The 22,390-nt window shown below is 71.9% G+C and carries 15 protein-coding genes, 1 tRNA gene and 2 pseudogenes; 10 read left to right on the top strand and 8 right to left on the bottom strand.

What is annotated here, in order from left to right; translation table 11 throughout:
- Positions 1 to 28: 28 nt before the first annotated feature.
- The 3 genes from cydD to ACFY2B_RS21235 all read left to right on the top strand — a co-directional run bounded on the left by cydD (position 29) and on the right by ACFY2B_RS21235 (position 6,819).
- Positions 29 to 3,646, top strand: a complete 3,618-nt coding sequence (gene cydD / locus ACFY2B_RS21245) for a thiol reductant ABC exporter subunit CydD (RefSeq protein WP_390764641.1) — start codon at positions 29 to 31, stop codon at positions 3,644 to 3,646.
- Between the two features lie 61 nt (positions 3,647 to 3,707).
- Positions 3,708 to 5,402: a GAF domain-containing sensor histidine kinase gene (locus tag ACFY2B_RS21240; protein ID WP_390764640.1), complete on the top strand. Its 1,695-nt coding sequence runs from the start codon at positions 3,708 to 3,710 to the stop codon at positions 5,400 to 5,402.
- A 331-nt stretch (positions 5,403 to 5,733) separates the two neighbouring features.
- Positions 5,734 to 6,819, top strand: coding sequence for a M23 family metallopeptidase (locus ACFY2B_RS21235; protein ID WP_390764639.1), 1,086 nt, complete (start codon positions 5,734 to 5,736; stop codon positions 6,817 to 6,819).
- Here ACFY2B_RS21235 and ACFY2B_RS21230 read toward each other — a convergent pair whose 3' ends face one another.
- Complete coding sequence (locus ACFY2B_RS21230) at positions 6,820 to 7,707, bottom strand: Cof-type HAD-IIB family hydrolase (protein WP_390764638.1); 888 nt, start codon at positions 7,705 to 7,707, stop codon at positions 6,820 to 6,822.
- Between the two features lie 227 nt (positions 7,708 to 7,934).
- On the opposite strand from ACFY2B_RS21230, the gene ACFY2B_RS21225 reads away from it, so the two are divergent.
- On the top strand, positions 7,935 to 8,846 hold the full coding sequence (locus tag ACFY2B_RS21225; RefSeq protein WP_390764637.1) for an LLM class flavin-dependent oxidoreductase: 912 nt from the start codon (positions 7,935 to 7,937) through the stop codon (positions 8,844 to 8,846).
- Between the two features lie 61 nt (positions 8,847 to 8,907).
- Here the strand turns inward: ACFY2B_RS21225 and ACFY2B_RS21220 are convergent.
- From ACFY2B_RS21220 to ACFY2B_RS21210, 3 genes and pseudogenes are all read right to left on the bottom strand, one after another.
- Positions 8,908 to 9,219, bottom strand: a pseudogene (locus ACFY2B_RS21220) (RNA 2'-phosphotransferase); the annotation flags it as partial.
- A 325-nt stretch (positions 9,220 to 9,544) separates the two neighbouring features.
- On the bottom strand, positions 9,545 to 11,302 hold the full coding sequence (locus ACFY2B_RS21215) for an SDR family oxidoreductase (RefSeq protein WP_390764636.1): 1,758 nt from the start codon (positions 11,300 to 11,302) through the stop codon (positions 9,545 to 9,547).
- 227 nt (positions 11,303 to 11,529) lie between these two features.
- Positions 11,530 to 12,342: pseudogene (locus ACFY2B_RS21210) on the bottom strand (M24 family metallopeptidase); the annotation flags it as partial.
- Between the two features lie 275 nt (positions 12,343 to 12,617).
- Here ACFY2B_RS21210 and ACFY2B_RS21205 point away from each other — a divergent pair.
- The 6 genes from ACFY2B_RS21205 to ACFY2B_RS21180 all read left to right on the top strand — a co-directional run bounded on the left by ACFY2B_RS21205 (position 12,618) and on the right by ACFY2B_RS21180 (position 16,818).
- Entirely contained in the window at positions 12,618 to 13,583 is a 966-nt protein-coding gene (locus ACFY2B_RS21205; protein WP_390764799.1) for an ABC transporter ATP-binding protein, read from the top strand.
- Positions 13,573 to 14,481: an ABC transporter permease gene (locus tag ACFY2B_RS21200; RefSeq protein ID WP_390764635.1), complete on the top strand. Its 909-nt coding sequence runs from the start codon at positions 13,573 to 13,575 to the stop codon at positions 14,479 to 14,481. The genes ACFY2B_RS21205 and ACFY2B_RS21200 overlap by 11 nt, the downstream gene beginning before the upstream one ends.
- Positions 14,478 to 15,389, top strand: coding sequence for an ABC transporter ATP-binding protein (locus tag ACFY2B_RS21195; protein ID WP_390764634.1), 912 nt, complete (start codon positions 14,478 to 14,480; stop codon positions 15,387 to 15,389). The genes ACFY2B_RS21200 and ACFY2B_RS21195 overlap by 4 nt, the downstream gene beginning before the upstream one ends.
- A gap of 10 nt (positions 15,390 to 15,399) precedes the next feature.
- Positions 15,400 to 16,119, top strand: a complete 720-nt coding sequence (locus ACFY2B_RS21190; RefSeq protein WP_390764633.1) for an ABC transporter permease subunit — start codon at positions 15,400 to 15,402, stop codon at positions 16,117 to 16,119.
- A 101-nt stretch (positions 16,120 to 16,220) separates the two neighbouring features.
- A complete protein-coding gene (locus tag ACFY2B_RS21185) occupies positions 16,221 to 16,463 on the top strand; it encodes a hypothetical protein (protein ID WP_390764632.1) in 243 nt (80 codons plus the stop codon).
- A 268-nt stretch (positions 16,464 to 16,731) separates the two neighbouring features.
- A tRNA-Ser gene (locus ACFY2B_RS21180) sits at positions 16,732 to 16,818 on the top strand.
- Between the two features lie 311 nt (positions 16,819 to 17,129).
- Here ACFY2B_RS21180 and ACFY2B_RS21175 read toward each other — a convergent pair.
- From ACFY2B_RS21175 to efeB, 4 genes are all read right to left on the bottom strand, one after another.
- A complete protein-coding gene (locus ACFY2B_RS21175) occupies positions 17,130 to 17,942 on the bottom strand; it encodes an HAD family hydrolase (protein WP_390764631.1) in 813 nt (270 codons plus the stop codon).
- Complete coding sequence (gene serS / locus ACFY2B_RS21170) at positions 17,939 to 19,216, bottom strand: serine--tRNA ligase (RefSeq protein ID WP_390764630.1); 1,278 nt, start codon at positions 19,214 to 19,216, stop codon at positions 17,939 to 17,941. The genes ACFY2B_RS21175 and serS overlap by 4 nt, the downstream gene beginning before the upstream one ends.
- Positions 19,217 to 19,746: 530 nt before the next feature.
- Positions 19,747 to 20,679: a prephenate dehydratase gene (gene pheA, locus ACFY2B_RS21165; protein WP_390764629.1), complete on the bottom strand. Its 933-nt coding sequence runs from the start codon at positions 20,677 to 20,679 to the stop codon at positions 19,747 to 19,749.
- A gap of 365 nt (positions 20,680 to 21,044) precedes the next feature.
- Positions 21,045 to 22,388: an iron uptake transporter deferrochelatase/peroxidase subunit gene (efeB, locus tag ACFY2B_RS21160; protein ID WP_390764628.1), complete on the bottom strand. Its 1,344-nt coding sequence runs from the start codon at positions 22,386 to 22,388 to the stop codon at positions 21,045 to 21,047.
- Positions 22,389 to 22,390 lie beyond the last annotated feature (2 nt).

The raw sequence follows: 22,390 nt of genomic DNA, 5'->3' as shown, positions 1-22,390 counted from the left end.
TGAAACACCCCTCCCCGGACCGAAGGGCATGTTTCACGTGAAACCGATCGATCCGCGTCTCCTTCACTACGCCCGGGCCACCCGCCTCTTCCTGGCCGCGGTCGTCGGCCTCGGAGCGCTCGGAGCCGGCCTGCTCATCGCCCAGGCCATGCTCATCGCCGAGGTGGTCGTCGGTGCTTTCCAGCACCACCTGCCGGTCGGTGAACTGCGCACTCCCCTCATGCTGCTGGCCGCTGTCGCAGTCGGTCGTGCGGTCGTCTCCTGGCTCACTGAACTCGCCGCACACCGTGCGAGCGCCTCGGTGAAGTCGGAGCTGCGCCGACGGCTCCTGGATCGGGCGGCGGCGCTCGGCCCGGGCTGGCTGAGCGGACAGCGGACGGGATCGCTGGTCACCCTCGCCACCCGTGGAGTCGATGCCCTCGACGACTACTTCTCGCGCTATCTGCCGCAGCTGGGGCTCGCCGTTGTCGTGCCGGTCGCCGTGCTGGCGCGGATCGTCACCGAGGACTGGGTGTCGGCGGCGATCATCGTCGGTACTCTGCCGCTGATCCCGGTCTTCATGGTGCTGATCGGCTGGGCCACCCAGTCCCGGACGGACCGTCAGTGGCGGCTGCTGTCCCGGCTGTCCGGCCACTTCCTGGACGTGGTGGCGGGTCTGCCGACCCTGAAGGTCTTCGGGCGGGCCAAGGCGCAGGCCGAGTCCATCCGGCGGATCACCGGCGAGTACCGGCAGGCGACGATGCGCACCCTGCGGATCGCGTTCATCTCCTCCTTCGCGCTGGAACTGCTGGCGACCCTGTCCGTCGCGCTGGTCGCCGTGACGATCGGTATGCGGCTCGTCCAAGGCGACATGGACCTGTACATCGGACTGGTCATCCTCGTCCTGGCTCCGGAGGCATACCTGCCGCTACGTCAGGTGGGGGCGCAGTTCCACGCGGCGGCGGAGGGGCTGGCGGCGGCCGAAGAGATCTTCGCCGTGCTGGAAACCCCCCTCCCGGAGGCCGGGAAAGACGCGGTGCCCTCGGGCGCGCTGACCTTCGAAGAGGTCACCGTCCGTTATCCCGGGCGGTCCACGGACGCCGTGACGGATGTGTCCTTCACCGTCGAACCCGGCGAGACCGTCGCCCTCGTCGGACCGAGCGGTGCGGGCAAGTCGACGCTGCTGAACGTGGTGCTGGGCTTCGCACGGCCCGTCGGAGGCCGGGTGCGCATCGGGGGAACCGACCTCGCGGACATCGACCCGGAGCAGTGGCGGGCACGGATCGCCTGGGTGCCGCAGCGGCCGCACCTGTATGCGGGGACGATCGCGGAGAACGTGCGGCTGGCCCGTCCGGACGCGGACGACGCGGCCGTGCGCCGTGCGCTGCGTGACGCGGGCGCGCTGGAGTTCGTGGACGCCTTGCCCGACGGCGCGGCGACCGCGCTCGGCGAGGACGGGGCCGGGCTGTCCGCCGGTCAGCGGCAGCGGCTGGCGCTGGCCAGGGCCTTCCTGGCGGACCGTCCCCTGCTGCTGCTGGACGAGCCGACGGCCGCGCTGGACGGAGCGACCGAGGCCGAGGTCGTGGCGGCGGTACGGCGGCTGGCCGTGGGACGCACGGTCCTGCTCGTCGTACACCGGCCCGCGCTGCTGGGGGTGGCGGACCGGGTGGTGCGGCTGGAGGGGAGCGCGTCTGTCCGCCCGTCGACGGAGACCGCGGCCACCCGCCGGCCTGCGTCCGAGGCCGCATTCACGCCGGCCTTCCCGGCGGAGGCCGCCTCTGTGTCCTCGCCCGTGGCGGCGGAACACGGCCCGTCCGTGGACGCCCCTGACACTGTTCGGACGTCCGCCCCGGACACCACCCGAACGCTCGCCCCTGCTCTCGCCCTCGACGGCGGCGACCGGTCCCGCGTCCCCGTATCCGGTGTCCTCGCCCGGGTCCGGGCCATGGCCGGCCCCCGCCGCGGCCGCCTCGCGCTCGCGCTGTTGCTGGGCAGCCTGGCCCTCGGCAGTTCCGTCGGGCTGATGGCCACCTCCGGATGGCTGATCTCACGCGCCTCCCAGCAGCCGCCGGTGCTGTATCTGATGGTGGCTGTGACGGCGACGCGGACGTTCGGTATCGGGCGGGCCGTGTTCCGGTACACGGAGCGGCTGGTCGCACACGACGCGGTCCTGCGGATGCTGGCCGACACGAGGGTCGCGGTGTACCGCCGGCTGGAACGGCTGGCCCCCGCCGGGCTCCGTACCGCCCGCCGGGGCGACCTGCTGTCCCGGCTGGTCTCCGACGTGGACGCACTCCAGGACTACTGGCTGCGCTGGCTGCTGCCCGCCGGGGTCGCGCTCACCGTCTCCGCCGGGTCCGTGGCGTTCACGGCGTGGCTGCTGCCCGAGGCCGGGGCGGCGCTCGCGGTGGGCCTGCTCGCGGCCGGCGTCGGCGTGCCGCTGCTGACCGGCACAGTGGCCCGGCACGCCGAGCAGCGGCTGGCGCCGGCCCGAGGGCTGCTCGCCACCCGCGTGACCGACCTGCTCACCGGCACCGCCGAACTGACCGTCGCCGGTGCACTGCCCGCCCGCACCGGCCAGGCGCGGCAGGCCGACGGCACACTCACCCGGATCGCCTCGCGCGCCGCCGCCACCACCGCACTCGGCGACGGCCTCACCGCGCTGATCTCCGGCCTGACCGTGGTGGCGACCGCGCTGCTGGGCGCCCAGGCGGTCACCGCGGGACGGCTCGACGGCGTGGCCATGGCCGTGGTCGTCCTCACACCGCTGGCCGCCTTCGAGGCGGTGCTCGGACTGCCGCTCGCCGTGCGCCACCGCCAGCGGGTGCGGCGCAGCGCCGAGCGCGTGCACGAAATCCTGGACGCGGCGGAGCCCGTACGAGAGCCGCAGCGGCCCCGGCAAGCACCCGTGTCCCCGTTCCCGCTCGTCGTGAAGGGACTCACCGCCCGGCACCCGGGGCAGCGGCGGGACGCGCTCACCGGGTTCGACCTGACGCTGGAGCAGGGGCGCAGGGTGGCCGTGGTGGGCCCGTCCGGGGCCGGCAAGACGACCCTCGGCCAGGTCCTGCTGAGGTTCGTCGATCCGGACGCGGGCTCCTACACGCTGGCCGGTGTGGACGCCTGTGCCGTCGACGGCGACGACGTACGGCGCCTGGTCGGGCTGTGCGCCCAGGACGCGCACCTCTTCGACAGCACCGTGCGGGAGAACCTGCTGCTCGCACGGAAGGACGCCGGCGACGCCGAACTGCGGGACGCGCTCGCCAGGGCCCGGCTGCTCGACTGGGCGGACGCTCTGCCCGATGGGCTGGACACCCTCGTCGGTGAGCACGGGGCGCGGCTGTCGGGCGGGCAGCGGCAGCGGCTGGCGCTCGCCCGTGCGCTGCTGGCCGACTTCCCGGTCCTCGTGCTCGACGAGCCCGCCGAGCACCTGGACCTGCCCACGGCCGACGCGCTCACCGCAGATCTGCTGGCCGCCACCGAGGGCCGTACCACGCTCCTGATCACGCACCGGCTGGCCGGACTCGACGCTGTGGACGAGGTGATCGTGCTGGACGAGGGCAGCGTGGTGCAGCGCGGTACGTACGCGGAACTGGCCGCGGTGGACGGGCCGCTGCGGGCGATGGCGGAACGGGAGGCGGCAGCGGAACTGCTGGTCGCGGCAGCGTAGCCAGGTTTCCCCGCCGGGCTTCGATTTTCCCTGGCAAACGGGACTATCTACGCTCTGCTCCATGTCCGTCGTACCGCCCTCCGACGCCGGGGCGCATCCCCCGCGCCCCTCGCCCGAGCCGTTACCGGCCGTGCCGCCGCAGTCGAAGAGTGTCCGGTGCGCGGACAGCGGCGGCCTCGAACTGCACTCCACGCTCGACCGGATCTGCCGGACGGCCGCCGATCTGGCCGACGCCCGGTACGCGGCGATCGGAATCGTCGCCGAGGACGGCAACGGGCTCGCCGACTTCGTCCACCACGGCGTCGACGAGACCGTCGCCCGGCGCATCGGCCGGTTTCCGGACGGGCACCGCGGGCTGTTCGGCGCGCTCGTCCACGACCCGGTCCCGGTACGCCTCGGGGATCTGACCGCGGACCCGCGCTCCTGCGGCTTTCCGCCGCACCATCCGCCGATGACCGGCTTCGTCGGCGCCCCGATCCGGGCGCAGGGGAAGATCTTCGGCAGCCTCTGCGTGACCGAGAAACGCGGCGGCGGGTCGTTCGACGACGCCGATCTGACCGTCGTCCGGGTGCTGGCCGGGGAAGCCGGCATCGCCATCGGCAACGTCCGGCTGTACGAGGCCGCCAGGCAGCGGGAGCGCTGGATCGACGGGTCGGTGGCCGTCACCACCGCCCTGCTGTCCGGCGGAGACGCGCACGACGCCCTCCAGGTCGTCGCGGAGCAGGCACGCAGGCTCTCCGGCTCGGTGGCCGGGACCGTACTGCTGCCCGCCGCCGACGGCGGCCTGGAGACCGTCGCCGTCGCCTCGGACCGGCCCTCGGACCTGCTGGGCGCGGTGCTTCCGGCACGGAGCGCGATCGTCGCCGAACTGCTTGCCGGGCAGCCGGTGTTCATGGACGACGTGGCCGCCGACGGACGCCTGCGCACCGAGTACGCTAGCGGCTACGGACCGGTCATGATGGTGCCCCTGCAGAGCGACGGCCGCGTTCTCGGTGCTCTGGTCATGCCGCGGGCGCGGGGGGAGCGGCCGTTCACCGGGGCGGAACGCAGCCTCGCGGTGCAGTTCGCCGCGCGGGCCGCGCTGGCACTGATGATGGCCGGGGCCCAGCGCGACCGGGAACGGCTCGCGGTGTTCGAGGAGCGCGACCGGATCGCCCGTGACCTGCACGACCTGGTCATCCAGCGGTTGTTCGCGACGGGGACGATGCTGGCGAGCGCGCAGCGCAGGTCGGTCGTGCCCGAGGTGCGGGAGGGCGTGGGGAAGGCGGTCGACGAACTCGACGTCACGATCCAGGAGATCCGCGCTGCGATCTTCGCGCTCCAGCAGGACCCCGCGGAGGTGTCGGCCGGGCTGCGTACCCGGATCCTGCGGGAGATCGACATGGCGGCCGTACCGCTGGGCTTCAGGCCGACGTACCGCTTCGTGGGCGCCGTCGACACCCTGGTCGGCGACGACACCGGCAGGAACCTGATCGCCGTCCTACGGGAGGCGCTGTCCAATGCCTTCCGGCACGCCGGGGCGTCCAGGATCGAGGTCGTCGTCGACGCGACCGCGACTCTGCCGACCGGTCGGCCCGGAGTCCGGCTGACCGTCGCGGACGACGGTGTCGGGGTCGCCGTCGCGGAGGCCGGGCGGCGCAGTGGGCTGCGCAACCTTGAGCGGCGTGCCGAGTTCCTGGGCGGCGACAGCCGGCTCGGGCCGGGCATCGGGCCAGACGGCGCGGGCACCACGGTGGTGTGGCAGGCACCGTTCTGAGCGGCCGGTGCGCGCGAACCGACGCGTCGGCCGGCACCGTGGCGAGCCGTTGGCGCGTGCGGTGTGGCCCGTCGTCGGTCCTGGCCCCGTGGTGAGCCGTCGACGCACGTCGTACCTGTCCCTCGGTGCACCTCGTACCTGCCTGCCGGTGTACGCCGCACCCGGCCGACGGTCGGCCGTCGTACCCGGTCGTCGGTCCGCCTCGTAGGCCGTCCGTGCGTGTCGTACCCGGTCGTCGGTCCGGCCGGCGCTGCGCCATTGGCGGCAACCGGTCCCCCGGCGTACGCGTCGCGGGTGACCGCGGCCGTCCCGGCACGCCACCATCGCCGGCATGCGCACGTACCGCTGTCGTCCACCGGCCGTCTGGGCCCTGCTGTGGGCACTCACCGTCCTCGGGGCCCCGCCCGCCCACGCGGCCGGAGACGGACCCGGCACCGGGCCCCGCTCCGGCGAGGTGCCGGCGGTCAGCCTCCGGGTGACGCAGCTGTACCGGGACGCGGCCGTGGCGACGCGGCAGTACGAGACGGGGCGGCGCGAGGCGGAGAAGCAGCGCTCCGGGGCCCTGCGCGCCGAACGGCTGCTCGGCCGTGAGCGACGGCGGATCTCCGTGCTGCACGCTGACCTCGGCCGTCTCGCCCGTGCCCAGTACCGGTCGGGCGGGGGCCTGCCGCTGACCGCGCGGCTCCTGCTCGCGACCGGCGCCGACCAGCTGATGCGCGGTCAGCACGCCTGGTCGCGGACGAGCCTCGCGGTGAGAAACGCCGTGGACAGCAGCCGCCGGGCCGAGGCGCGGCTGGCCGCGGACGAGGCGCGGGCCAGAACGGCCTGGCGCGCGGTACGACGGCGGACCACGGAACTCGCCGGATTGCGGCGGGACATCGAACGGAAGCTGGTGACGGCCCGCGGCCAGTTGCAGGGCCGGGCGGACGTCTCGGTGGCCGCGGGCCGGTGCTACGCCGCCGCACGGCTGGACGAGCCCCGCACCCGGGTCGGCGAAGCATGGGTCGCACCGGTGCGGACGTACCAGTTGTCCGCGGGCTTCGGCCGCGGCGGCGAACGGTGGGCGCACCGGCACACCGGGCAGGACTTCGCGGTGCCCATCGGCACGCCGGTGCGGGCGGCCGGTGCGGGCCATGTGGTGGAGGTGTCGTGCGGGGGCGCCTTCGGCGTCCAGATCGTGATCCGGCATTCCGACGGCTACTGCACGCAGTACGCGCATCTGGCCGCCGTGGCCGTCGGGGAGGGGGACCGGGTGGACTCGGGGCAGTGGATCGGCCTGTCGGGCACGACGGGCAATTCGACCGGGCCGCACCTGCACTTCGAGGCACGGGTCACGGCGGAGGCGGGATCGGCGGTGGATCCGGTGCCGTGGCTGGCCCGGCGCGGTGTGCGGCTGCGCGGTGCACGGCCGTGGTGACTACGCAGGCTCCGCCAGCATCCGCTCGATGACGGCCGCCACGCCGTCGTCGTTGTTGCCGTCCGTCCGCCCCGACGCGGCCGCGATCACGTCCGGGTGGGCGTTGCCCATGGCGTACGACCGGCCGGCCCAGGTCAGCATCTCGACGTCGTTGGGCATGTCCCCGAAGGCGACGACCTCCTCGGGCGAGATGCCGCGCTCGGCACAGCACAGGGCGAGCGTGCTGGCCTTGGAGACGCCCGGGCCGCTCAGTTCCAGCAGGGCGCTGGGGCTGGAGCGGGTGACGGTGGCGCGCTCGCCCACGGCGAGCCGGGCGAGTGTGAGGAAGGCGTCGGGGTCGAGGTCGGGGTGGTAGGCGAGGATCTTGAGCACCGGCTCGCTGCCGCCGGGTCCGCCGGCCGCGAGGAGCCGTTCGGCGGGCAGGAGGGAGTCGGGCACCTCGATGTGCAGATACGGGTAGTCCGGTTCCTGGTGGAAGCCGTAGGTCTGCTCGACCGCGTACACCGTGCCCGGTGCGGCGTCGCGCAGCAGCCGTACGGCGTCCAGGGCGTTCTCCCGGGCCAGTTCGCGCACCTTCACGAACCGGTGGGCGCCGGGGCCGCCGTGCAGGTCGACCACGGCGGCGCCGTTGCCGCAGATCGCCAGGCCATGACCGTGCACATGGTCGCTGACGACGTCCATCCAGCGGGCCGGGCGGCCGGTCACGAAGAAGACCTCGATGCCCGCCTCCTCGGCGGCGGCCAGCGCGGCGACCGTACGCGGGGAGACCGACTTGTCGTCGCGGAGCAGGGTGCCGTCCAGATCGGTGGCGATCAGGCGGGGCGGAACGGCGGCAGTCGGGGGCGCGGGCTGTCGGGTCGCTGAGGTCACCGGGCCATTCTCGCGCATATGCCAGCACGGCCGTGCGGTGGTTCGCACGGCTGAGCCGTATACGGCCCGAATGCGGCGGCGGCCGGCATCGTCGGTGCAGGTCCGGCTGCGCCGGCGTCTGCCCCTCCCGCCGTGGCCTGCTGGAGCGGCGTCGGCCCTGGCCACGCGGGACGGGACAGGACGGCGCGGGCTTCCCGCTGGGCGCTCTTTCCGGGCTCGTCGAGCGTCGCCGTAGGCTCTGAGCCATGAGTCTGCGCCTGAGCACAGTGATCCTCCCGTACCGCCGCTGGCACGAGGGAGGCCGTTCCGCCTGGCAGCGCGCGGAGGAACTCGGGTTCCACACGGCGTACACCTATGACCACCTCTCCTGGCGGTCGTTCCGCGACGGTCCGTGGTTCGGGGCGGTACCGACGCTGACGGCCGCCGCGGGTGTCACGGAACGGATCCGCCTGGGAACCCTCGTCACGTCGCCCAATTTCCGGCATCCGGTGACCCTCGCCAAGGAGCTGATCTCGCTGGACGACATCTCCGGCGGCCGGATCACGCTGGGTATCGGCGCGGGCGGCAACGGCTTCGACGCGACCGTTCTCGGCCAGGAATCCTGGACGCCGAAAGAGCGCGCCGACCGTTTCGCGGAGTTCGTCCCGCTGCTGGACCGGCTGCTGACCGAGGACGGGACGGACGGTGTCTCGCACACCGGCGATTTCTACTCGGCGCATGAGGCGCGCACCGTTCCCGGCTGCGTGCAGCGCCCCCGGCTGCCCTTCGCGGTGGCGGCCACCGGCCCCCGGGGGATGCGGCTCGCCGCGCGTCACGGGCAGGCGTGGGTGACCACGGGTGACCCGAAGCTGTACGAGACCGGCACTGCCGAGCAGTCCCGGCAGGCCCTGCGCGACCAGGCCGAGAAGCTGGTCAAGGCGTGCGCGGAGATCGGCCGCGACGCCGACGCCCTGGACAAGGTCCTGCTCACGGGGTTCACGCCGGACCGCGGGCGTCCCCTGCAGTCCCTCGACGCCTTCGTCGACTTCGCCGGCAGGCACAGGGAACTCGGCTTCACCGAGATCGTGATCCACTGGCCGATCCCGGACTCGGACTTCGCCGCGGACGAGAGCGTCTTCGAGCTGATCGCCATGGAGGCGATCGCACAACTGGGCTGACGGTCCGCACACCCGCGACGGCGGCCTCGGCGGTGGGGATGCGGTCCAGGCCACCCACCGGTCACCGTGGGTCGGCGGGCTGCTGAAACCGCAGGTAGTGGGGTGGTACGGCCTGGGTGAGCCACACCCCGTTCGCGCTGACGTGGAACACGTGACCGTCGCGGTGCATGGCGCCCGCGTCCACCGACAGCACCACGGGGCGGCCGCGGCGGGCGCCGACCCGGGTCGCGGTCGCCCGGTCGGCGGAGAGGTGCACGTCATGCCGGTTCATCGGCTGGAGGCCGGTGGCGCGGATCGCGTCCAGGTTCCGGGCGACGGTGCCGTGGTAGAGGTACGGCGGCGGGGTCGCCGGGGGCAGTCCGAGGTCGACCTCTCGTTTCTCTCTCTTCGAGTGTTCACTCCACCAGGAAGCCGGGGGAGACGTGGATCACGCAGGTTGTTTTCACCTTCAGGTTTGGTCCACAGTCAAGTGCAGTTATCCACAGGGGAATTGGAGAATCTGTGGACAACTCCTGGGCAGTTCAGGGCGGTTCGTCAAGATCGTTTACATTGCCGTGACTTGCCGTCGGTCCGTCCAAGTACCGCTCCACAGAACCACGTTCAGTGGCGAGCACGTCAACTCCGGTCAAAGGACTGCCACGTACTCCGTCTGACCGATCAAATCCACGCACCCAGGCGGGCGTCGGCCCGCCCCGTCCTCACAGTCGCGGCTCCACCCGGGCGATCCGGCGCAACACACCTGGCAGAAAACGGGACATGAGGCGCGCGCCGCGGGCCTCCGCGGTGACCGGGACCACCGCCTCGTCGCGCACCACCGACCGCAGAACCGCCTCCGCCACCTTCTCCGGCGGATAGTTGCGCAGCCCGTACAGCCGCGCGGTGCGCCGCTGCCGACGGCGCTGTTCCTCTTCGTCGACACCCGTGAAACGCGCGGTGGAGGTGATGTTGGTGTTGACGAAACCGGGGCAGATCGCCGTCACCCCGATGTCCTGGCCGGCGAGTTCGGCGCGCAGGCACTCGCTGAGCATCAGGACCGCGGCCTTGGAGGTGCTGTAGGCCGGCAGCACCCTGGAGGGCTGATAGGCCGCCGCCGAGGCGATGTTGACGATGTGGCCGCCCTGGCCGCGCTCGGCCATCCGCCCGCCGAACAGGCGGCAGCCATGGATGACACCCCAGAGATTGACGTCCAGGACCGCACGCCAGTCGTCGGACGTCGTGGCGAAGAAGGATCCGGAAAGGCCGATTCCGGCGTTGTTGACCAGCACGTCCACCACGCCGTACTCGGCGGTGACCTTGGCGGCGAGCTTCTCCATGGCCTGCTCGTCACAGACGTCGACGGTCTCCGCCCAGGCGGCGGGAGCGCCGAGCACACGAGACAGTTCCGCCGTGCGGGCGGCGGCCTCCGCGTCCCGGTCGACCGACACCACGCGCGCGCCGCACTCCGCGAACGCGAACGCCGTCGCCCGCCCGATGCCGCTGCCCGCGCCGGTGACCAGCACCAGTTGTCCGCCGAAGCGGTCCGCGTACTTGCCGGTGGGCACCGCGGGCTCCGCGCGTCCGCCCTCGATCCGGTCGACGAACTCGCCGACCCAGGCGGCCAGTTGGTCCGGGCGAGTGCGCGGGATCCAGTGCTTGGCCGGAAGCGTGCGACGGATCGACTGCGGTGCCCACCGCTCCAGTTCGTCGTAGAGCTTCTCGGACAGGAACGCGTCCCCCAGGGGCGTGATGAGCTGCACGGGCGCGTGCGCGTACGCGTCCGGGCGCGGTCCGCGCAGCCGGGACCGCACGTTGTCCCGGTACAGCCAGGCGCCGTGCGCGGCGTCCCGCGGCAGGGACGGGGTCGGGTAGTCGCCGCCAGGGACCCGTTCGACCCGCTCCAGGATCTTCGGCCAGCGCCTGCCGAGCGGGCCGCGCCAGGCCAGTTCGGGCAGGACGGGCGTGTGCAGCAGGTACACGTACCAGGACTTGGCGCCCTGGCCGAGGAGCTGGCCCACCCGGCGGGGCGTGGGACGCTTCACGCGCGCGTTGATCCAGTGCCCGAAGTGGTCGAGGGACGGACCGGACATCGAGGTGAACGATGCGATGCGGCCCTCGGTGCGGTCGACCGTGACGAACTCCCAGGACTGCACCGATCCCCAGTCGTGCCCCACCAGGTGCACCGGCCGGTCCGGGCTGACCGCGTCCACGACGGCCAGGAAGTCGTCCGTGAGCTTGGCCAGCGTGAACCCGCCCCGCAACGGCTCGGGGGCCGTCGAGCGGCCGTGGCCGCGCACGTCGTACAGCACCACGTGGAAGCGGTCGGCGAGCCGGGCGGCGACCTCCGACCAGACCTCCTTGCTGTCCGGATAGCCGTGCACGAGCACCACCGTCGGCTGCTCCGGGTCACCCAGCTCCGCCACGCACAGCTCGACCCCGCCGGTGCGCACCCGGCGCTCCCGCGCGTCCTTCAGCGTCATCACGTGTCCTCCGCCCAGCGTCGTGCACCCGCGGGCCCGTACCCGCTCCCGGGGTCGTACCCGCCCCGGGGGCCGCATCCGTTTCCGGGGTCGGAACCGCCCCCGGTCCCGACCCCAGCCCCGATCTCGCCACCGACCCTGATCCTGCTCCCGGCTCTGCTCCCGCCGCCGGCCCCGGACTCGCTCCCGTGGCCGTAGTCGCACTCCCGCGCGCGGGGGGACCACCACGGCGGCTCGTCCTCCAACCAGAATGCGCTCTGCTCGGGGTCCCGGGAGCCGGTGACCACCAGGATCTCCTCGAACTTCGCGCCCGTACCCCGGAAGCCGAGGTGCGGTTCGACCGCCCACAGGCCGGGCTGCGGCGGGTGGTCGGAGAACCGGTGGGGGGACCACAGCGGCGACCAGCCCTCGCGGTGGCCGTGCAGCGCGTCGGACGCCAGCCCCTTCAGGGCCTGGGTGCCGAATCCGAAGAGCCGCGGCGACCAGCGGCGCTGCCGCACCCGGTCCACCTTGTGGGCGATCACCCCGAAGGGGTACGCGCGGTGCCGGTTGGCATAGCCCTGGCGGACCATGAGGCGGTCCACGTCCGCGTATATCTCCCGCAGCGGGCGCCGCTCGCGCACCTTGCGCAGGATCAGCTCGCGGTGGGCCAGGAGGTCGGTCAGCAGCCGGTCCTGCACGGGGTTGACGCCGAGCGAACCCGAGTAGCCGATGCCGGCCGTGAACCCCTCGTACACCGGTGCCAGATCCAGGATGAACGGCATCCCGGGCTCCAGACGGCGGTCGGTCGGGAAGAACTGCGGCGGCACGTGGAAGTTCACGAACGCCGTGCGGTCCCCGAACCACGCGAAGGGCAGATGGAACCAGTCCCGCACCCCGCGCCCGCGCAGCCACTCGCGCTGCATGCGGGCTGCCTCGCGCTCGGTGGTGCCCGGCCTCAGGTGCGCCGCGACCGCCTCCGCGCACTCGTAGGCCAGGCGTTGGACCCGCCTGAATCCCCGCAGGTTCGTATGGAGTTCGTCCGCCACTGCCGTTGTCATGCCGACACCGCCCCGCCTTCCCCGGGCCGCCGTCCGTGCGGGAGCCCGGCCCGGCCCGGCCGTCGGTTGCGCTACTCGCCCGTAACGTGACACTGGTGAATGTGACAGTTGTTAGAGGCCGCGTCAATAGGCGAGATCGTCGGCTGTGGACAACTCTGGGTAGCTCTCAGGCAGGGCGTCCCCTACGGGTCCGTACGACTGGAGAGTGACGCGAAGACGGCTCTCCGGTCTGACGACCGCCATGGCCACGGGTCACTACCGTCGAAGGCGTGACTGTGATCGCGACCGAAAGCCTGAGCAAGCGGTTCCCCCGGGTGACCGCTCTTGACCGGCTCTCCGTGGACGTGGGACCCGGTGTGACGGGCCTCGTGGGCGCCAACGGGGCCGGCAAATCAACGTTGATCAAGATCCTGCTGGGTCTCTCCCCCGCCACCGAGGGCCGCGCCGAGGTGCTCGGCCTCGATGTCGCCACCAAGGGTGCCGACATCCGCGAGCGGGTCGGGTACATGCCGGAGCACGACTGCCTGCCGCCCGATGTCTCGGCCACCGAGTTCGTCGTCCACATGGCCCGGATGTCCGGACTCCCGCCGGCCTCCGCCCGCGAGCGCACCGCGGACACCCTGCGCCACGTCGGTCTGTACGAGGAGCGCTACCGTCCCATCGGCGGCTACTCGACCGGCATGAAGCAGCGCGTGAAGCTCGCCCAGGCGCTGGTCCACGACCCCCAGCTGGTCTTCCTCGACGAGCCGACCAACGGCCTCGACCCGGTCGGCCGCGACGAGATGCTCGGCCTGATCCGCCGCATCCACACCGACTTCGGTATCTCGGTCCTGGTCACCTCCCACCTGCTGGGCGAACTGGAGCGCACCTGCGACCACGTCGTGGTGGTCGACGGCGGCCAGCTCCTGCGCTCCAGCTCCACCCGGGACTTCACCCAGACCACCACCACCCTGGCGATCGAGGTCACCGACAGCGACACCCACCCGAGCGGCACCCACGCGGTGCGCGACGCGCTCCACGCGCGTGGGGTGGACGTCCACGACGAAGGCAGCGGCCTGCCCGGCGCCGGACACATCCTGCTGCTGACCGCCTCCGGCGAGGAGACGTACGACCTGGTCCGCGATGTCGTCGCCGACCTCGGTCTCGGACTGGTCCGCATGGAGCAGCGCAGGCACCACATCTCGGAGGTGTTCCGGGACAGCGACGAGCAGCGGAAGGAGGCGGTCGGCCATGGCAGCTGAACACCCGGTAGCCGCGCCCTCGGGAGACCAGACCCGGATCCACAACATCGGGTACCGCACCTACGACGGCCCCCGTCTGGGCCGCTCGTACGCCCGCCGCTCCCTCTACTCGCAGTCCCTGCGCGGCGCCTACGGCCTCGGCCGTTCGGTGAAGTCCAAGGCGCTGCCGATGCTGCTGTTCATCGTGATGTGCGTGCCCGCGGCCATCATGGTCGCGGTCGCCGTCGTCACCAAGGCGAAGGAACTGCCGCTGGACTACACGCGCTACGCGATCGTCATGCAGGCGGTCATCAGCCTGTACGTCGCCTCGCAGGCGCCCCAGTCCGTCTCGCGGGACCTGCGCTTCAAGACGGTGCCGCTGTACTTCTCGCGGCCCATCGAGACCGCCGACTACGTCCGCGCCAAGTACGCGGCGCTGGCCTCGGCGCTGTTCATCCTCACCGCGGCCCCGTTGGCCGTGCTCTACGTGGGCGCGCTGCTGGCGAAGCTCGGGTTCGCGCACCAGACCAAGGAATTCGCACAGGGGCTGGTCTCCGTGGCACTGCTCTCGCTGCTGTTCGCCGGCATCGGACTGGTCATCGCCGCCGTCACCCCGCGCCGCGGCTTCGGCATCGCTGCCGTGATCGCCGTGCTGACCATCTCCTACGGCGCGGTCTCCACGCTCCAGGCCATCGCGGACGCACAGGGCAGCACCGGCGCGATCGCCTGGATCGGCCTGTTCTCACCGATCACACTCGTCGACGGTGTGCAGTCCGCCTTCCTGGGGGCCACCTCCGCCTACCCCGGAGGGGCCGGCCCGTCCACCGGCGCGGGCGTGGTCCATCTGCTCGTCGCGCTGGGCCTGATCGCCGCCGGCTACGGCCTCCTGCTGCGCCGCTACCAGAAGGTGGGACTGTGACCACGCTCTCCATCGACCACGTCTCCCGCTGGTTCGGCAACGTGGTCGCCGTCAACGACGTCACCATGACGATCGGCCCCGGTGTCACCGGCCTGCTCGGCCCCAACGGCGCCGGAAAATCCACCCTGATCAACATGATGGGCGGCTTCCTCGCCCCCTCCACCGGCTCGGTCACCCTCGACGGACAGCCGGTGTGGCGCAACGAGGACATCTACCGGCACATCGGCATCGTCCCCGAGCGCGAGGCGATGTACGACTTCCTCACCGGACGCGAATTCGTCGTCGCCAACGCCGAGTTGCACGGCCTGGGGGACAAGGCGGCCCAGCACGCCCTGGCCACGGTCGAGATGGAGTACGCGCAGGACCGGAAGATCTCCACGTACTCCAAGGGCATGCGCCAGCGCGTGAAGATGGCCTCCGCGCTGGTCCACGAACCCTCGCTGCTGCTGCTCGACGAGCCGTTCAACGGCATGGACCCGCGCCAGCGCATGCAGCTCATGGAGTTGCTGCGGCGCATGGGCGACGAGGGCCGCACGGTGCTGTTCTCCTCGCACATCCTCGAAGAGGTCGAGCAACTCGCCTGGCACATCGAGGTCATCGTCGCCGGGCGGCACGCGGCCAGCGGCGACTTCCGCAGGATCCGCCGCCTGATGACCGATCGCCCGCACCGCTACCTGGTGCGCTCCAGCGACGACCGGGCCCTCGCGGCGGCGCTGATCGCCGATCCGTCGACGTCCGGCATCGAGGTCGACCTCACCGAGGGTGCGCTGCGCATCCAGGCCGTCGACTTCGGCCGCTTCACCACGCTGCTGCCGAAGGTCGCCCGCGACCACGGCATCCGGCTGCTCACGGTCTCGCCGTCCGACGAGTCCCTGGAGTCCGTCTTCTCGTATCTGGTCGCGGCGTAGGAGGCCGAAGATGTACGACCCCACAGTCGCCCGGCTCACCTACCGGGCTCTGCTCGGCCGCCGTCGGGCCCTCATCCTGGGCGCTCTGCCCCTGCTGCTGATCGTGATCGCGGTGGCCGTGCGGGCCCTCGCCGGAGCCGACGACCAGACGGCCGCGGACGTTCTGGGCGGCTTCGCGCTCGCCGCGATGGTGCCGATCGTCGCCGTCATCGCGGGCACCGGCGCGATCGGTCCGGAGATCGACGACGGCTCCGTGGTGTATCTGCTGTCCAAGCCGATCAAGCGGCCGACGATCATCTTCACCAAGCTGATCGTGGCGGTCGCGGTGACGATGGTGTTCTCCGCGGTACCGACCCTGATCGCGGGCCTGATCCTGAACGGCAACGGGCAGCAGGTCGCCGTCGCCTACACGGTCGCCTCGCTGGTCGCCTCGATTGCGTACGCGGCGGTCTTCCTCCTGCTGGGCACGGTCTCCCGGCACGCGGTGGTCTTCGGGCTGGTCTACGCGCTCGTCTGGGAGGCGCTGTTCGGCTCCCTGGTGCCCGGTGTGCGCACGCTGAGCGTGCAGCAGTGGTCACTGGCCGTCGCCCACCAGGTCGCCGGCGGCGATCTGATCACCTCGGACGTGGGACTGGTCACGGCGACGGTGCTGCTGGTCGTGGTCACCGTCCTGGCCACCTGGTACGCGGGGCAGAAGCTGCGGTCGCTGACCCTGGCCGGAGAGGAGTAGACCGCTTCTGAGGTGAAGCCCCGGTCTTGACGGGGGCTTCACCTCGGGCCGGGCACACTGGGACAAATGGGGGATGCGATGCACCGCTAGGAGGCACGGGGATGGCTGACGAGGCGCCACAGTACGACGACGGCGGGCGATCCGAGGACGAGGCGTGGGACGGCGTCGTCCTGGACGACGACTTCATACGGGGCGCCGACAGATCCGAGCCGTCCGGCCGGGCCCGTATGCTCGCCGCACGCTGGCGTTCCCATGAGCCCGAGCCCCAGCCATGGCGGTCGGACGAGCCACCGGCGGGCTGGTTCTTCAGCAAGGCGCGTCGGCGCAGGTGGCGCCGACGGTAGGCGTCCGCCGGTTAATTCAGTGGCGTCGGTTCGCCCGGCCCGGCACAGTGGTCCGTGCCCACACCGCCGGGACAGACCCGGCGCCACGTTCTGGGAGAGGAGCCGGGCGATGTCCATGCACGACAGTACGTCTGGTTCCCGTCAGGGCAGCCTGTGGCGGGCTGCGGTGTGACTACCCACTCCGCCGCCTGAGCCCGCTCCGCACGGGGAGCTGCCCGGGGCGGCCGCTTCGAGCACGCGATGTCGCTCTCGCGTGGGCCGCCCACCCGGAGGATTGGCCGAGTGGTAAGGCACCGGCTTGCTAAGCCGTGGTCGGGCTGGAAAGCCCGCGCACGTTCGATCCGTGCATCCTCCGCGAGACGTTGTCACTGGGACTTGGCCGGGCTTCTCGACCGGGGGCCGGTCCGAAGGGGCTCGGTGCTTGGGCGGGCTGCGGGCCCGGGGACACCGGTCCGGCCTCAGGTCCCGAGGTCAGTTGCACCAGGGCCGACCGCACCACCGCCGCACCACCGTCAACCGCAGGGCGAAAGCATGCGTGCGCCTGACCACTGACCGCTGGGCGGCGGGAGCGGCTTCCGGTGGCCGGCCCCAGGGGGATCGCCGGCGGGCGGCCCGTCCGCCGGCGGCGGCACGGCTCGGAGGGGCGGCTTCCCGGCGGGCGGTCGGTCAGTTGTCGCCGTTCAGCAGGCGCTCCAGGACCACCGCGATGCCGTCCTCGTCGTTGGAGGACGTCACCTCGTGCGCCACCGCCTTGAGTTCCTCGTGGGCATTGGCCATGGCCACCCCGTGAGCGGCCCAGCCGAACATCGGGATGTCGTTGGGCATGTCGCCGAAGGCGATCGTGTCGGCCGGTTTCAGGCCGAGGCGGCGGGCCGCCACGGAGAGTCCCGTGGCCTTGGTCAGCCCCAGCGGAAGCAGTTCGACGACGCCCTCGCCGGCCATGGCGACCGTGACGAATCCGCCTGCCGCGCGCCGCGCGGCCTCGGCCAGTTCGTCGTCCGACAACTCCGGGTGCTGTATGTAGATCTTGGTCAGCGGGGCGGCCCACAGATCGGCCACGTCCGTGAACGGCGTCGACGGAAGCGACCCGTTGACCGCGTACCCGGGGCCCACCAGCACCTCGCCGTCCAGGCCGGACCGGCTCGCCGCGAGGAACAGCGGGCCGACCTCGGCCTCGATCTTGGCCAGGGCCACTCCCGCCAGCGGACGGTCCAGGGTCACGGACGTCAGCAGGCGGTGCTCCCCGGCGTCGTAGACCTGCGCACCCTGACCGCACACCGCGAGGCCCCGGTAGCCGAGGTCGTCGAGAATGTGCTGGGTCCAGGGGACGGCGCGGCCGGTGACGACGATGTGGGCCGCGCCCGCCGCGGCGGCCGTGGCGAGCGCGTCACGGGTGCGCCGGGAGACCGACCCGTCGGAGCGCAGCAGCGTGCCGTCGAGGTCGGTGGCGATGAGGCCGTAGGGGAATCCGGTGGTCACTTGGCCACCGGCTCCAGGACCTCCCGGCCGCCCAGGTACGGGCGCAGCACCTCGGGCACGCGCACGGAGCCGTCGGCCTGCTGGTGGTTCTCCAGGATCGCCACGATGGTGCGCGGTACGGCGCACAGCGTGCCGTTCAGCGTCGCCAGCGGGCGGACCTTCTTGCCGTCACGGACCCGGATCTGCAGCCGGCGGGACTGGAACTCGGTGCAGTCCGAGGTGGACGTCAGCTCGCGGTACTTGCCCTGGGTCGGGATCCACGCCTCGCAGTCGAACTTGCGGGAGGCCGAGGAACCCAGGTCGCCCGAGGCCACGTCGATGACGCGGAACGGCAGTTCGAGCGAGATCAGCCACTGCTTCTCCCACTCCAGCAGCCGCCGGTGCTCCTCCTGCGACTCCTCGGGGGCGACGTAGGAGAACATCTCGACCTTGTCGAACTGGTGCACCCGGAAGATGCCCCGGGTGTCCTTGCCGTGCGAACCGGCCTCGCGGCGGAAGCAGGGCGAGAAGCCCGCGTAGCGCAGCGGCAGCCGGTCGGCGTCCAGGATCTCGTCCATGTGGTAGGCCGCCAGCGCCACCTCGGAGGTGCCGACCAGGTACAGGTCGTCCTTGTCGAGGTGGTAGACGTCCTGGGCTGCCTGGCCGAGGAAGCCGGTGCCGGCCATGGACTGCGGGCGGACCAGTGCCGGGGTCAGCATCGGCGTGAATCCGGCCGCCGTGGCCTGGGCCATCGCGGCGTTCACCAGGGCCAGCTCCAGCAGGGCGCCGATGCCGGTGAGGAAGTAGAAGCGCGAACCCGAGACCTTGGCGCCCCGCTCGACGTCGATCGCGCCGAGGAGCTGGCCCAGCTCCAGGTGGTCCTTGGGAGTGAAGCCCTCCGCGTCGAAATCGCGGATCGTGCCGTGCGTCTCCCGCGTGACGAAGTCCTCCTCGCCGCCGACGGGCACGTCGGGGTGGACGAGGTTGCCGAGCCGGAGGAGCAGTTCCTGGGTCTCGGTGTCGGCCGCGTCGCGGTCCGCGTCGGCGGCCTTGACATCGGCCTTGAGCTGCTCGGCGCGTGCCAGCAGTTCGGCCTTCTCGTCGCCGGAAGCCTTCGGGATGAGCTTGCCGAGCTGTTTCTGCTCGGCCCGCAGATCGTCGAAGCGGACGCCGGACGACCTGCGCCGCTCGTCGGCGGACAGGAGGGAGTCGACGAGCGCGACATCCTCTCCACGGGCGCGCTGGGAGGCGCGCGCACGGTCGGGGTCCTCACGGAGCAGGCGAAGGTCAATCACGGGCCCAAGGCTACCGGTGTGGGGGTGCCGCCAACGAATCGTTATTCGATCACTTTCCGAAATGACGGCTTACGTTCAGTTGTGCGGCAATTGCCCAGTGTGTCAATTGAGGCCGTCTCACTCCCCGGGACGGAGTATGCGCGGAGCGTCGGGTTGACTCGAATTCCTTGAGGAGAAAGGGACTTGGGGGCGAGGTTGTCCACAGGGGTCGACGCCTCCGGGAGAGTTATCCACAGGCTGTGTGGAAGTTCTGTGGATTACGGAATTGATCACTCCGGAAGTCCGGGTAGAGCTGAAGAATTCCCCGTTCAAACTGGGGTGACACCCACTTTCGGGTGGAAAGAGGTCGCCCCAAAAGATGAACCATGAGAAACGGGTGGACGACGGCCGACCGGCGTGACGATGACCCCCTCCGACCTCTCGAACCGATTTGTCGACCGTCTGACCCCTCCTTGTCGACTTGTCCCCAGGTCGAGATGGGTGCCTGTGGATAACTCCTGTGGATAACGAAGATATGCAGGTAGGACTGGCTAGAAACGACCGTCCTGGCACTGCGCCAGCCAGTCCGCCGCCGCCACGAACTCCGCGTCCGAGGTGCCGTGCGGCGTGGGCCGCACCTCGTCCGGCCCGGTGTCCGCCTGTGGGTACGAGCCGAGGAATCGTACCTGCAGACAGATCCGTTTCAGCCCCATCAGGGCCTCGGCCATACGGCGGTCGGCGATGTGCCCCTCGGCGTCGACGCAGAAGCAGTAGTGGCCGATGCCGGCCCCGGTCGGCCGGGACTGGAGCAGCATGAGGTTGATGCCCCGGGTGGCGAACTCGCCGAGCAGGTCGCGCAGCCCGCCCGGATGGTCGTCGCGCTGCCACAGCACCACCGAGGTCTTGTCCGCCCCGGTGGGTGCGGCGGGCCGGGCGGGCCGGCCGACCAGCACGAACCGTGTCTGGGCGTTCTCCGTGTCGTGGATCCCGGTCTCCAGGGCGACGAGCCCGTAGCGGGCGGCGGCGAACTCACCCGCGAAGGCGGCGTCGTACCGGCCCTCCTGGACCAGGCGGGCGCCGTCCGCGTTCGAGGCGGCCGACTCCCAGCGGGCGTCCGGGAGGCTGGCCTGGAGCCAGTTGCGGACCTGCGGCTGGGCCGCCGGGTGGGCGGTGACCGTCTTGACGTCGGACAGTCGGGTGCCGGGCCGCACCAGCAGCGCGAAGGTGATCGACAGCAGCACCTCGCGGTAGATCATCAGCGGGGCGCCCGCGACCAGTTCGTCCAGGGTGGTGGTGATCCCGCCCTCGACCGAGTTCTCGATGGGCACGAACGCGGCCTCGGCGTCCCCGGCGCGCACCGCGTCCAGCGCGGACTGCACGGACACGTACGGGATCAGTTCCCGGGTGGCCGCCTCAGGAAGCGTGCGCAGGGCGACCTCGGTGAAGGTCCCCTCGGGACCGAGATACGCGTAGCTCGCTGGCATGACTTCACCCTAGTGGCCGCGGCCGAACCCGGCTCACGCGTATCGCCGGGCCCCGACGGCGACAACGGGGCAGGCGCCCCGCGACCGCAGCCGGGTCGCGCTCACGGGCGCTTCACCGGAGACGGACCGCGTGCCACCCGGCCCCACCGGAACCCGACCATGCCGCACGGGGCGCGGGCCGGACGCGGATCGCGTTTCTCCAGGTCCCGACCGCAGCCGGGTCGCGTCTCACGGGGCCACGCCGGACATGGACCGCGGGTCTGGCCCGACCGCCACCGGACCGCGTCTCACCGGGCCCAGGCCGGACACGGCCTCCCGCCTATCACCAGGTCCCGACCACAACCGGACCGCGTCTCACCGGGGCCTCACCCTTCCAGCAGCCGCTGCCCCACGTACTCGCCCTCCGCCGCCCCGCCCGGGACCGCGAACAGGCCGCTGGCCTCGTGGCGGATGAACTTCGACAGCGCGTCGCCCCGGTCCAGCTTGCGCTGCACCGGCACGAAGCCGCGCAGCGGATCCGCCTGCCAGCAGACGAACAGCAGCCCCGCGTCCGGCGTCCCGTCCGGGTCGAAGCCGTCGTGGTACGAGAACGGTCGCCGGAGCATGGCCGCGCCCCCGTTCTGGTCGGGCCGGGTGATACGGGCGTGCGCGTTGATGGGGACGACGTAATTGCCCTGGGCGTCGGCCTTCTCCAGGTTCATCGCGGTCGTCTCGGTGCCTCCGCTGAGCGGTGCCCCGGTGGATTTCCGGCGCCCTATGACGCCCTCCTGGGCGGAGACCGACAGCTTCTCCCAGTCGTCGAGGAGCATGCGGATCCGGCGTACGACGGCGTACGAGCCGTTCGCCATCCAGGCGGGCTCGCCCGACCCGGGCACGAAGATCTGCTGGTCGAAGTCCGCGTCCGTGGTTTTCGGATTGCCGGTTCCGTCGATCTGCCCCATCAGATTGCGGGCCGTCATGGGACGGGACGTGGCGCCGGGGGTGCGGTTGAAGCCGTTCATCTGCCAGCGCATCCGGGCGGCGGTGCCCGCGTCCTTCTGGACCGCGCGCAGGGCGTGGAAGGCGACCAGGGCGTCGTCCGCGCCGATCTGCACCCACAGGTCGCCGTCGCTGCGTGCCTTGTCGAGCTGGTCGGAGGAGAAGTCGGGCAGCGGGTCGAGGGCGGCCGGCCGCTGCTTCTCCAGCCCGGTGCGGGTGAAGAAGGAGCGTCCGAAGCCGAAGGTGACCGTCAGCGAGGACGGCCCGGCGTCCCGGGCGACATCGGTGTCGTCGTGCCCGGTCGGCTCGCCCGCCATCAGTCGCCCGGCAGTCGCCGACCAGCGGCGCAGCAGGGCCGCCGCCTCGGTGCGGCCCGCGCCCGCCGCCAGGTCGAAGGCGATGAGGTGACCGCGGGCCTGGAGACCCTCGGTGATGCCGGGCTGATGTTTCCCGTGAAACATCGCCCGGTCGGCGCCCACCGAGGTCAGCGGTGTGGCCTGGGCGGGCGCGGTCGTGTAGCCCACGGCGCCGCCCGCCGCGCCGAGCGCCAGACCGGTGGCACCGGCGGTACCGAGCAGCGTCCGCCGTGATATGCCCGCCCCGTGGCGGTGCTGCTCGGCTGCGGACTGCTCGGCTGCGGACTGCTCGGCTGCGGACTGCTCGGCTGCGGACTGGTCGGTTGCGGACTGCTCGGTTGTGGGCTTTCCGGAGGGCGTGGACTGGTCTGGCATGG

It is taken from the genome of Streptomyces sp. NPDC001270, assembly GCF_042896695.1.
Lineage (GTDB): Bacteria > Actinomycetota > Actinomycetes > Streptomycetales > Streptomycetaceae > Streptomyces.
This window is presented reverse-complemented; position numbering and strand designations above follow the sequence as displayed.